The sequence below is a fragment of the Flavobacterium ovatum genome (assembly GCF_040703125.1).
GTDB classification, from domain to species: Bacteria; Bacteroidota; Bacteroidia; order Flavobacteriales; family Flavobacteriaceae; genus Flavobacterium; species Flavobacterium ovatum.
This window is the reverse complement of sequence record NZ_CP160035.1, coordinates 3739390-3752614: the sequence shown is the minus strand read 5'-3', so window position 1 is coordinate 3752614 and position 13225 is coordinate 3739390. Positions and strand designations below refer to the sequence as shown.

Here is a 13225-nt window from a genome sequence, read left to right as displayed (position 1 = left end):
AGTTTTAAAGCAAAAAGGTAAAAATGAGTAAAACAAGGGTAAAATTAACTGTTGCTATTAATTGAGCATTAGCTACTTTTATGTATTAGATTAAATTGTAAAAATTAGACTTGGATATGAGAAAAAATAATAAAATGATTAATGGGATGAGACTAATGGTTGCGGCATTTGGTATATTGCTGTTTTCTAGTTTTTCTGGAGGGAAGAGCGAAGTTGTTGTCAAAGTGAAAGTAGCGGCAATAGTTTTAGAAAATAAATGGATAAAAGTAACTGTGGACGAGAAAAACGGTTGTTTTTCAGTTCTAGAGAAAATGTCTGGTCAATTGTGGAATCCTGATCCGTGGGAACAAGCTGCAGGAACTCTAGGTGTAACGGTCAATGGTAAATCAGAATCGTTGAATATTTCGAAAAGTAAAACTATTACTGTAGTTAAGAAATCAAATCAAGTCGTGACAATTTCGTTTGCAAATCCAGTTTTGGATGACCAGACACTTGAAGGAATAACTATAGAAACTGAATTACGTCTTGATCCTACCATGGCAAAGTTAGATGTCGAGGTGCTATCTTGTAAAGGAGGAAAATACAAATTAGCAGATTTAAGATATCCAGCCAGAGCGTTTAGTTTGGAAACAGATGTAGATAAAGGTGCAGCAGTAATTCCGCAAAAACAAGGTGTTATCTGTCCTTCCTATATTTTCCCTATGAATGGTGGGTCTTTTTGTATGTGGGATGATGCTACTTATACGGCAAAATCATCGGGTTCTTTAGATTTGTTCAATGCATCTGGTTTGTCTATGCCTTGGTGGGGAACATATAATGAAAAATCAGCAGTTATTGGAATAGTAGATGAGGCTTCTAGACCAAAGATGTTTTACAACATCAACAACAATGGCCAGTACCTATATAATGCTGAGGGGAAGATGTCTCCTAATAAGCGAATTGCTTATTTAGAACCTATTTGGAATCTAAAAAAAGAGAAACAAGCCAAAATAATGAGTTACCAATTTATTCCAAAAGGGACTTATGTAGATATGGCAAAAGTGTATCGAAAAGAAGCGATCAAGAGAGGCTTTTTTGTGTCATTGGAGGATAAAGCCAAAAGAGATCCGAATGTTAACAAGTTGGCAGGTGCTATTTATATGGGAGTTTATGGTGCATATCCACATTATGTAGAAATGCCAGGAATGACTTTTACTTTCAAGGAATTATCAGAAATGATCAAAACGACTCACGACGAGTTAAAAGTAGATAAGGCCTTTTTTCATGCTTGGGGAGTTTTCTCTAATTTTGTTCCGAACTGTTGGCCTATCAATGAAAACTTAGGTGGCGTTTCAGGTTTGAAAGAAGCAGTTGATTTGACCAAAAAGTACGGCTATTTGTATTCTTCCTATCATGCATATTCGGCAACATTGGAAAATGATCCTAAATTTGACACGGGATTGTTTGCTACAGATGATAAAGGTAAATTGAAAAACACAGGAAGTCGTTGGGCAAATATTGATCAAAATAAACAATTGGCTTTGGCGCAAAAAAGTTTAGATAAAGAAATTGCAGCCTTGGGTCTACAGGCAGATATTACGGATATTTCTTTTTCATATTTTGCAGACGAAGACAATACAGGGTATTATAATTTAGCAAAATACCTTGATTCTAAAGGTTTAGTAAACGGAACAGAACACGGTCAACAACAATACATTCCGTATTTTGATATGTTTGAAGGAATGACCTATTTGAATTCTAGTTTGGATCAAATTTCGCACAGAGCACCTTTGTTTAATTTGGTGTTTCATGATGCGATTGGTGTTTTTGGGAAAATACAAGATCCAGACAATCAAATTTCTGAAAATGGTGATTTTGCAGTGAAATCGCTCCGTAACATGCTTTTTGGAATAGGTAGTACTATTTTCTTTTCGCCTTATGAGTTTGATGGAATGAAAGGCATGATAAAAATGGCCAACGAAGTAGTGAGTCCAGTAAATAAAGAAACGTTTTTTGCTGAATTGGTATCACACGAATATTTAAGTCCTGATTTTAACCTTCAAAAATCAAAATTTTCATCAGGGACAGAAGTGATCGCTAACTTAGGGCCAGTAATGCAAAAAACTAAAGAGGGACTAGAAATACCAGGTTTTGGTTACCAAGTAACTTATAAAAGCGGAAAAATAACTAAAGGAAGTTTTCAAGTTAGTTATAAAAATTAATCAATAAAACATCAAAAATATAAATGCTACATCTCTAGTTTGGGGTGTAGCATTTTTTTTGCCTTATGTCAAATGTTATTTAATTTGTAATTTAAAGGTAAAAAAGTGTTAATAGAGGGTAATTTTGGTAGAATACTATTTTACTTATTGGGCTTAATTTGTATAATCGTTCTTTAGTTATTTTATGGACATCGTAAAAATGGCTAAATATTTTTTTTGATATAACAATGAATGTGTGTTTTTGTTAAGGTTCTTACTCTTGTTTGTCTTTTTTTTTGATTGTAAATATACAGGAGGCCATTTAATAACTGTTAATTTATTGACAGTATATTAACTGAGTAGAACATTTGTGAAAATGGTATTATGGAGCTGATAATTATTAAACCAAACTAAACTCAATTATATGAATAAAATTAAAAACAAATCAGGTTAATGAGAATACACTAACAGTACATTGAACTGTTAGTAATAGTGAAAACTAAATGTTGTTTAGTGATAAGACTTTTTTTTGTGTGAGGGGTGAAAACTTTTTTAAGAAAAAATAAACTAAAGTCGCAAAATTTGAATAAGATTTAGAATTGAATTGAAAGTAGGAATTAAAATAAACTAAAATTAACCAAATGAAAATTAGAGAAATTATTAAACAAAAAAATGTATTAGGGCGTTTTTTGTTTCTTACGCTACTAACATTATTTTTTAATGTTGCGGCACATGCCCAAGTTGGCGTTGTACAAGGAAAAGTAGTTGGAGACGAAGACGGCTTTCCTATTCCAGGAGTTTCAATTGTTGTAAAGGGAGCGACTAAAGGAACAGCAACTGATTTTGATGGTAAATTTGCGATTAAGGCAAATGAAGGCGATTTGTTGATCTTTACTTATGTAGGGATGAGAACAGTCAACATGAAGGCTGGCAAAGGAATGACAGTAAAAATGAAATCAGTTGCTCAAGATCTTTCTGAGGTGGTAGTAATTGGATACGGTACTCAAAAGAAGAAAGAAATTACTGGTGCAGTTGCGAGTGTTAAAGCAGAGGATTTAGCAAACATCGTAACATCTGATTTGGGTAACGCATTACAAGGTCAGATTTCTGGTGTCAACGTGGTGAGTTCAGGTGAGCCAGGAACGCCTTCTGAAATCTTAATTAGAGGGGTGACCTCTATTATTGGTGCTAATACTCCATTGTATGTTGTCGATGGTATTCCTCAAGAAGGTGATCCTGGGATTGCGCCAAGTGAAGTGGAGACTATTGATGTATTGAAAGATGCAGCATCAGCAGCTATTTACGGTACTCGTGGTGCTGCAGGTGTAATTTTGATTACTACCAAAAAAGGGAAGGCTGGTTCTATGAGTGTTAGAATGGATGCAAGTCGTAGTTTTGATCGTTTAGGTTCGGCAATTCCATTACTTAATGCAAAGGATCAAACGTATACGGATGTGTTGCTTCAAAGAAATGACGGAACAAAAGATAATGCTATAGGTATTTCAAATTTTACCAATAGTCCAGACAGATTTCAATATGATAATGATATATCAAGATTATTATTTATAGATAATGCTTTTACGCAAAATTATAACGTAAATGTTAGTGGTGGATCTTCTGATTTAAAATATTCAATGGTCGCTGGTTTTTATGATAGAAACGGAGTTATTTTAAAATCTAATTTCAATCGTTTTAATACTAGATCAAATGTGAATTATAAAAAGAATAAACTGACGATTGATTTAGGAATAGGTATAACAAAGGAATCTAATAATAGAGGAGCAGCTAATACTATTCAACAATTAATTCGTTACCAACCTACACAACCTCTATTAGACATAAATGCTGATCAAGTAGATACTTTTGGTGGTGCGGATCAAAATACAAATACTAGTATTGTAAATAGTTTAAATATAAAAGATTTAACTAAATCAACTAGGTCTTTTGGTAATATAAGCTTAGGTTATGAATTACTAAAAGGTTTGAACTTTACTACTAGAGCAGGTTTTAACGATTTTTATTCTAATCGTACTCGATTTATCCCTTTTCAAACATTTGTTAATGCACAAACTGGGGTAGCGGTTAATAATCCAATATCTAGTTATGTTGAAAATCAAGATCAGAGACGTACTTCTGTCAATTGGGATGCTTCTTTAAATTATGAAACAAGAATTAATAAAGATCATCATTTGACTTTAACGCTAGCAACTTCAAGAGAGCGTTATGACAATACTCAATTTACGGCAAACAAAAGAACAGTTGTTGATAATGACATTGAAGTTTTTAACGGTACCACTGGTGTAGCAAATATTACGTCTGGACCTGATTACGTTACAAGATTAGCCGGTTATATTGGTAGAATGCAATACGACTACAAAGGTCGCTATTTGATAAGCTCTAGTATTCGTAGAGATGGTTCTTCTCGTTTTGCACCTCAAAATCGTTGGGGATTATTTCCTTCTGTTTCTGCTGCATGGAATGTGTCCGATGAGGAGTTTTTTAAACCATTGAGTAATGTAATCAACAACTTTAAAGTCAGAATAAGTAATGGTACTGTAGGAAATCAATCTTTTGATGATTACTCTTATACTAATACAATTTATAGAGATTTTGTATATCCTTTTGCTACTAATTCTACTGCTTCAATTCAGAATGCCATAGGAAATCCAGATGTAAAATGGGAAACATCAGTTCAAAAGAACTTCGGAATTGATTTAGGCTTTTTTAAAAATAAATTGACCATTAGTGCGGAATACTATGAAACAAATAAAAACGATATGTTGTTTCAATTATCTCTTCCTGGTTCAGCAGGATTCAATGATACTTCAAATGGTGCTGGTGGTTCTGTAAGACCACTTTCTAATAATAATCAGGTTGTTTTGAATGTTGGAAATATGACAAACAAAGGATTTGAATTAGCAGTGGGTTACCGCGATAAAATAGGTAAAGTTAGTTACAGAATGAATGGAACTTTTACTACTAATCAAAATGTTGTAACTAATACAGCTACTGATACTCCTTATAGTCTAACAACTGATTCTGGAATTGTTCCAGGAGCTGGTGCTAACTCTACCTTAACTAGTATTACTGCAATAGCGCAAGGATATGAAGCGGGTGCTTTTTTCATCAGAAAAACAAATGGTATTGCTAATACTCCAGAAAAATTAGCTGCTTATCAATTAATAGTACCTGGAGCTAAAATGGGTGATTTAATTTATATCGATCAAAATAATGATAAAAAAATTGATGATCAAGATAGAGTTTATGGTGGTAGTGGTTTACCTAAATTTGAAATAGGGTACAATTTAAGTTTAAATTATAATAATTTTGATTTTTATGTTAATACGTATGCTGCTTTAGGTCAGGAGATTGTTAATGGTTCTAGAGCAACTGCGATTGGTTTAGGTCGAAGTACTGAATTATTAAATTCTTACTCAGCTATAAACCCAACAGGAACGCTTCCAGCGTATAGAGGTACTTTTTTAACGCATGATAATTATTTACCAATATCTGATTTGTTCATTGAAGATGGTTCTTATTTAAGGATTAGAAATATAACTTTGGGTTATAGTCTATCTAAAAAAAGGCTGAAAGAAATGGGGATTGATAAATTAAGAATTTATTTGACAGGACAGAATTTATTCACATTTACTAATTATACAGGTTATGATCCTGAAGTAGGTGGTAATGTAATCAGAAGAGGTTTGGATAAAGGTAATTACCCTTTTGTTAAATCGTATTTAGTAGGATTGAATTTTAATTTTTAAATTATTTAGTGATGAAAAAAAATTTTTATAAATATATATCATTAGTTTTAGTTGCAGGGCTTTCATTAAGCTCTTGCAATCCAGACTTGACTGAGGTAAATCCAAATTTTACCACATCTGCTTCTTATTGGAAGAATCTAGATGAGACTAATCAAGGTGTTACGGCACTTTATGTAACTTTATTAAATACAACAATATTTAATGTAAGAGAAGAAACGGTGCGTTCAGATATGGGGTATTATGCTGCTACGCGCCCTTACGCAAATGCATCTGTAGGAGATCAATCAGTTAAATTTTGGACTCAAGATTTTGATGGTGATGTTAAAGCTGTATTTCAAAAATGGGACGGTTGTTACAAAGGAATTTACAGAGCAAATCAAGTGATTGAAGCGCTGAATAGAATTCAAGCTACATCTGAGCCTGTTCGTTGGAAGCAACAGATGGCGGAGGCTCGTTTTTTTAGAGGGTTATTCCACTTTTATTTACATAATTCATATAATAATGGTAATGTAATTATTGTAGATCATACACCTGTAACTAAGGATGATTTTTTTGCATCAGTATCACCTTCTGCTAAAGTCATTGAGTTTTTTAGAAAAGATTTACAATATGCAGTAGATAATTTACTTCCAGGTATCAATGCCGAAAAAGGACACGTAAATCAAGCAACTGCGGCTACAATTTTAGGAACTAGTTATTTGAATGAGGGAGATGATCTTAATTTGGCTAAGTTTAATTTTAATCTAGTGATTGGAAATTCTAATTATAGTTTAGAAAGAGATATGTCAAAAATGTTTACAACTGCTGGGGAATTCAACAAAGAGTCTATTTTTGAAGTGATTTATGATGTTGCTGTTAGATCAGATTTAGGTCTTTTTGATGAAGAATCAACAACTAACAGATTAGGGTTTTTATCAATTAGTACAAATAATATGTTTTCTCCACCAGCTTGGGTAGCTTATGCTTATAAAACAGAGAAAATGGATTTATTAGATAGTAGAAATTACAAAGGAGGGGTTATTCAACCTGCTAACCTTCGAGGGGTACCTTTAAGAGCTTCGGCAATGGTGATTCTTGCAGAAGATTTGGAAACTCCTGTTTATAAATTTGCAAATGGTATAGAAGCAGCTGCTCCAAATTCTGCATCTCCAAGTTTGAATCTAGGTTTAAATCCAATAGCATCTACTGCGGGTTCGTTTTTTGGGAATGTCAGTCTTTATAAAAAATATTTAAATACAGATCAAACTGGTTATAGCGGAGAGAATTCACTTCCTTATGGAAGTCAAAAATCATCTAAGAATGTTGTTGTTAATAGATTGTCCGAAGTATATTTAATGCAAGCGGAGGTTTTGATTAAAACAGGAGATGTTCCAGGGGCATTAAAATTAATAAATAAAATACGTGAGCGTTGGGGACTAGTATTATTAGGACCTGCAGGTATGGGCGAGTTCGCTGGTAAAACGTACGATATTTCAAAAGATTTTACAAATCCAACTGTTTTAATGAATCAACTAATGTTTGTGGATAAACCGTTAGAGTTATCTGCGGAAGGATGTTCTTCTCGTTTTTCAGATTTACGAAGATGGGGTAAATTAAGATCTCGTTTCGAAGAGTTAGCAGCGACAAAGTACTATGTTAAAACTTTCACCTATACTAAATCAACAGGTGGTACAGCAACTAAAACTAATGCGTCTGTTTTAAATGCTCCAGGTACTGGTACAACTGAAATTCCAAATGAATTCACTATACCTAGAGATCGTTATATTATATCCCTTGGTAAACCTGTTACTAATGACTATTTACCTATACCTAATAGTGAGCTGAATAGAAATCCGAATATACTTAAATAATATAAAAATAAATTAAGATGAAAAAAATACTAATAATAGTAATAGTTGCTATTGGTTTCTTTTTTACAAGTTGTGATCAAGACCCAATAACGGGCACGCCAAATTACTCAGATGTTACTTGGTATGCTAGTAACGCATTAAAAGTTACAACACCAACTTATACACCTGCACCAACGCAAATCGTAGCAGGTAAGGCAATATCTATTTATGATCTTTCACAGGGTGCATTGACTCACGAATGGAAAATTAGTACTGGAGCAAGTTTTTTATTGCCAGGCTTTAAAAATGCTAGTGGTACCACAGGAACAGTTAATGATTTAACCCCTTATATTGATGCTTCAAAAGGTTTGTCAACAACGGATACAACTGTTTTTATTTTGTTTCCAACAGTTGGAGATTATACCATAACTTTAAGGAACACTTTTAAGGAAAAAGTAACTTATAATGGGTCTATCCCAGTGGATGCAGTATTGATAGACGGTGTATGGGTTTTTGAACAAGTTTTCCAAATTAAGGCGGTTACTACCATCGTTCCTTAATGAATTAATAAAGATTTTTTGTAGTTAGTTTTTTGAGGCTATTCCATTTATTTGGAGTAGCCTCTTTTTTTTATAGAATGCTACAGTTGAAACATCTGATTTTTTTGATATACTTAGCTGTAAATTATGATATGTGTATTTTTTAATAAATTTTAAAAGGAAAAATGCATTCTATTTTGTATTTTGTAGGGCTTTAAATATCTTAATTGTTTAACTTTGAGTTTTCGTTAATATGATTTTCTTTTTATCTAGATAGTCAATGTTAATGTTTTTTTTGGAATAATTATTGATAAGTTAATAGTATGCAATGTTCTATTAGTAATATAGTACCAATGTTTTTATGAAATTAGTTTTAAAAAATACAGATAGCTTTGTGAATGCTCGATTGAACATCAGAGCACAGTTGGTGCCGTGTAAAGATTCTTTTTGGCATTATCATTCACAATACGAACTTTTGTACATATCTGAGAGTAGTGGTGTGCGGTTTGTGGGGGATAATGTTTCTCATTTTTTACCGGGGGATTTAGTACTAGTAGGTCCTTTTTTACCTCATCTTTGGCGTAACGATCCTTCTTATTATGACGAGGATGAAGATGCACATGTTAAAACAATTATTTTAAAATTCACTAAGAACTTCTTAGGAGAAGGAACGTTTAATAATCCTGAATTTTCAAGTATTAATCATCTATTAGAGCAGTCTAAATTTGGTGTTTCTTTTGGTAAAAACGTGAGTGAAAATGTACACGCTGATCTAATTGATATTGTGGATTTATCTCCTGCAGAGCAGTCGATTAAGTTATTGGACTTATTGCGAAGATTGTCATTGGCTGGTGAAAGAGAAGTTCTATCTTCATCAGATATGAGTCAATTGGCGACGGATGATTCTGGAAGGCTGGATACTGTTATTAAATTCATTTCAGATAATTATGCGGATTATATTAGTTTGACTCATGTAGCTGATATTGCTTGTATGACAACCAATTCTTTTTGTCGTTTTTTTAAAAAAATGACAAATAAATCGTTTACTGAGTTTTTAAATGAAGTTCGTATTCGTAATGCTTCCCGATTATTGGTTCAAGAAAATTTGCCAGTGTCTGAAGTTAGTCACATGGTAGGGTATAAGTCTATTACTAATTTCAACAAACAATTCAAACACATTATGGGTAGTACTCCAAAAAGTTATAAATTCAGTTTGTAGTAATTATTATAAATATTTTAAGAAGTAAAGAGGCTAATTTTAGCCTCTTTTTTTTGTCTCATTCTTTTTGTAAAAGTAGATGGAAGCGACTAATATCTGTTTTAGGATGCTTTATTTTATTCCGGTTAGTTACATTAGAGTTAGTGAGGGGTAATATTTAGGGGTATTTAAGTAGCTTTATTCGTTAAATTTGTAATATAAGAATTTGTAATTTACATATTTAATCATTTTGATCTCCTTATAAAATTGTTTTGAGAGTTTATAATGTGATCATCTCTACTTTCTGTATGTCAGGTGTTTAATGTCGTTTTAGTGTCGTTTAAAGATTTTTTAAGGAACATTATTTTGAATATTCATGGAGATACAATTTTTGTTACTATAGTCGACTATTAATTAAAACCAATAAAATGAAGAAAAGTTTACCAACCATTTTTAAATCATTATTTGTCCTGTTAATAACAGGAAACAATTATGCTCAAACTTCCAAAATTGTTGAAACCAAAGCAACAAAACCTAATATTATAGTAATTCTAGCGGATGATTTAGGTTATGGAGATGTAGGTTTTAATCGTGCTACTAATAGCGAGCCATTCCCTGCGGATAGAGGGATTATACCAACTCCTAATATTGATGCTTTGGCTAACGCAGGTATTATCTGTAAAAATGCTCACGTAGGACATCCATTTTGTGGTCCTAGTAGGGCTGCATTATTAACTGGGATGTATCCACATAGGATAGGAGCTCAATACAATTTGCCTAATGATATTACCTCTACTTTAGGAATTCCTACCAATGAAACTTTTTTTTCTCAATTAATTCAGAAAGATGCTGCAGGTAATAAATTATACAATACAGCAGCATTTGGTAAATGGCATTTAGGATTTTCCGAAGGATTGTATCAGCCATTGGATAGGGGGTTTGATTACTTTTTTGGATTTTTAGGTGGAGGAAAAGGCTATTTTGAAAGCGGTTATGAAGATCTTTTTTATAGAAGACTTGGAGGTAGTAATCCGACAACTAATGAATACCAAGATCCATTGCAACGAAATAGAAATTATGTCGATCGAAATGAATTTAGCAATGTTGAAAATGAAGATTATTTGACAGATGTGCTTACTAATGATGCTATTTCTTACATTGGTGCAAATGCGAATAAACCTAATCCATTTTTTATATATTTAGCTTATAATGCACCTCATACACCTCTTGAAGCACCTGCGAATGAAATTGCTCAATTCAAGCAAGACAATCCCGATTTTGAAAATTTAGTTAGAAATAGTACTTATATAACAGAGTCCAACCCTGTAACGAAGATTACTGACCCTACTGCCCGTGCAGCTAAAATAGAAGAATTTGTGCAAGATCGTATCACTTATGCAACGATGGTGACTAATATGGATACTAATATTGGTAAAGTAGTGACCGAGTTAAAGAAAGATATGGATGTGTATAACAATACGGTTATTATATTTTTGAGTGACAATGGTGGTTATACCTATAGTAAAGGTGCCGTGAACTTTCCGCTTGCTGCTTTGAAAGGAAGTGTACTTGAAGGAGGTCATAAAGTACCAATGTTTGTACACTGGCCAAATAAGATTACAACTCCAGCGATCTATAATTTTCAAGTAAGTTCATTAGACTTATATCCTACGATAGTAAATCTTGCAGGAGCAACAGTACCTAGTGCAAAGACCATTGATGGAAAAGACATTATGCCTAGTTTACTTTTAGGCACTGATGTTAGACCAGATGGACAGGCTCTTTATATCATGAGGCCTCAAAACGGGTTTCATAATGGAGCAATAATGTCCTACCCTTGGAAAATTGTCAAAACAGGTGGGAGTGGAAAATGGAAATTATTCAATATTGTAAATGACCCAGGAGAAACAAACGATGTAAGAAGAACAGAAGCTAATGCGGAGGATATTATACAAAAATTATTAGATCAAGCTGTGGCATGGGTAAAAGAATTCAAGGATGTGAAACCTGCTTGGTATGATAACGATGGTGATGATGGTCCAGATGGTCCCACCGGTCATCCACACCAAGCTTCATGGGATGATGGAGTATTACCGGGTTATGATAGACTGTTTGAAAGTTCAGAGTTGATGCTTGGACTTAACGATATTAAAAAATCTAATTATAAATTGTATCCTAATCCTACAATGGATTATTTGAATTTAGACTTTGATCAGCCTATTAATAAATTAGAACTCGAAATTTTATCGATGTCGGGTAAAGTTGTGCGAAAAATTAGGGGTACCAATAAAGACAAACCACGTATTGATATTTCAAATTTACCCACTGGAAACTATATATTAAGAATAAGGGCTGACAGTAAAATATCGGTTGAAAAAATAATTAAAGTATAAAGTCATTTTAATAATTGAAAAAGGTAGTCTAAGAATTGTTCTCAGACTGCCTTTTTTTGTAAAACAATTAGTCTATTAAACTTTAAAGATAAAATTGACTCATTTTTGGGTAATTTTCCATATTAAATCAATCCTTTATTTTTCTTTTTTTGTGGGCTGTTTTTTTTGTAAAATACTGTTTAATAGAATAGTAGGTTTTTTGTTGATTAGTAGTGTGCTTGTTTATGTAAAGAAACGATTGAGGTGATTTTTAATAAAAAATATAATATGATTCAGAGTTTAAGTAAATCCTTTTTGTTATTGTCTTTGGGAGTATTCGTTACTAATTTCGTTGGATGTAGTTCTTCTAAAGAAGATGAAAAAGTGATAGAGCCAATTGTAGTTGTTTCCCCTGTGATAGTTCCTCCTGTGGATGTTAATCCGCAATTGCCTTTGTCCGATCAATTAAATGCTGGTGAATGGGTTTTGAACGGGGAGTTGAGTGATGAATTTGAAGCGACTGTATTAAATCAGGATAAATGGTTTATTCAAGGTACTGAAGGAGTGTATCAGTCTAATTTTATTGGTCGTGCTCCATCTCAATTTTCAACGAATAATGTTCGGCTTGAAAACGGAAAATTAAAATTAGAAACCAGATGGGATCCGACTTTTAATTTTTCGACAAAATTAGACAATGGCACGAAATTTGAAAATATAACTACAGCAGCAATTATTTCTAAAAATGAATTTACTTATGGTTATATGGAAGTAAAGTCAAAAGCTGCGGATTGTGAAGTTACTAGTTCCTTTTGGTCCCTTGGAGGGAAAACTGAATTTGATTTTTTTGAAATGTTTGGGGATCACAAGCAGCCTAGTAAAGAAGCAGCTGGTAAAGAACGTGAGCTTTGGTGGTCTATTCATGATTGGACTTCAGCTGGTGGTGGTAATACAACCTATACTGAAAGCCATGATTTAGGATTTAGAGTAGCAGCCGCTTTTCATGTATACGGATTTGAATGGAGTGTTGATGGAGTTAAGATTTATATTGACGGTAAGTTGTTTAGAGATGTTTCTAGAACTACGATTAATGCCTATGATGATGTGTTTTATCAAAAGGGAGGAAATGGCGTTAATGAAAATTTTGTTATTACAAAACCAATAAAAATTTGGTTCGACCAAGAAACTTTTCCTTGGCATGGTGTTCCAGACACGAAAGAGGAAGTGGGAGGAACGGGTAAAGTAGATTTTGAAATCGAATATTTTAGACTTTGGCAAAAAAAAAAATAAGTATCCATTAGTCTTATATTACCCTCGTAAAGATTTGTTAAAGATAAAATAAC

At 33.0% G+C, this 13225-nt stretch carries 7 protein-coding genes; all 7 read left to right on the top strand.

The window, feature by feature from the left end:
• Nucleotides 1–116 precede the first annotated feature (116 nt).
• The 7 genes from ABZP37_RS15605 to ABZP37_RS15575 all read left to right on the top strand — a co-directional run bounded on the left by ABZP37_RS15605 (nucleotide 117) and on the right by ABZP37_RS15575 (nucleotide 13172).
• On the top strand, nucleotides 117–2201 hold the full coding sequence (locus tag ABZP37_RS15605) for a hypothetical protein (RefSeq protein ID WP_366184021.1): 2085 nt from the start codon (nucleotides 117–119) through the stop codon (nucleotides 2199–2201).
• Nucleotides 2202–2821: 620 nt separating this feature from the next.
• Nucleotides 2822–5947, top strand: coding sequence for a TonB-dependent receptor (locus tag ABZP37_RS15600; RefSeq protein ID WP_366184020.1), 3126 nt, complete (start codon nucleotides 2822–2824; stop codon nucleotides 5945–5947).
• An 11-nt stretch (nucleotides 5948–5958) separates the two neighbouring features.
• Nucleotides 5959–7797, top strand: coding sequence for a RagB/SusD family nutrient uptake outer membrane protein (locus ABZP37_RS15595; RefSeq protein WP_366184019.1), 1839 nt, complete (start codon nucleotides 5959–5961; stop codon nucleotides 7795–7797).
• Between the two features lie 17 nt (nucleotides 7798–7814).
• Nucleotides 7815–8336 (top strand): hypothetical protein, encoded by a 522-nt coding sequence (locus ABZP37_RS15590; protein WP_366184018.1) that lies wholly within the window; start codon nucleotides 7815–7817, stop codon nucleotides 8334–8336.
• Between the two features lie 340 nt (nucleotides 8337–8676).
• Nucleotides 8677–9534: an AraC family transcriptional regulator gene (locus ABZP37_RS15585; protein WP_366184017.1), complete on the top strand. Its 858-nt coding sequence runs from the start codon at nucleotides 8677–8679 to the stop codon at nucleotides 9532–9534.
• A gap of 407 nt (nucleotides 9535–9941) precedes the next feature.
• Nucleotides 9942–11906: a sulfatase-like hydrolase/transferase gene (locus ABZP37_RS15580; protein ID WP_366184016.1), complete on the top strand. Its 1965-nt coding sequence runs from the start codon at nucleotides 9942–9944 to the stop codon at nucleotides 11904–11906.
• A 267-nt stretch (nucleotides 11907–12173) separates the two neighbouring features.
• Nucleotides 12174–13172 carry a family 16 glycosylhydrolase gene (locus tag ABZP37_RS15575; protein ID WP_366184015.1) on the top strand — a complete coding sequence of 333 codons (999 nt, stop codon included), beginning with the start codon at nucleotides 12174–12176 and terminating at the stop codon, nucleotides 13170–13172.
• The last annotated feature ends 53 nt before the right edge of the window (nucleotides 13173–13225 follow it).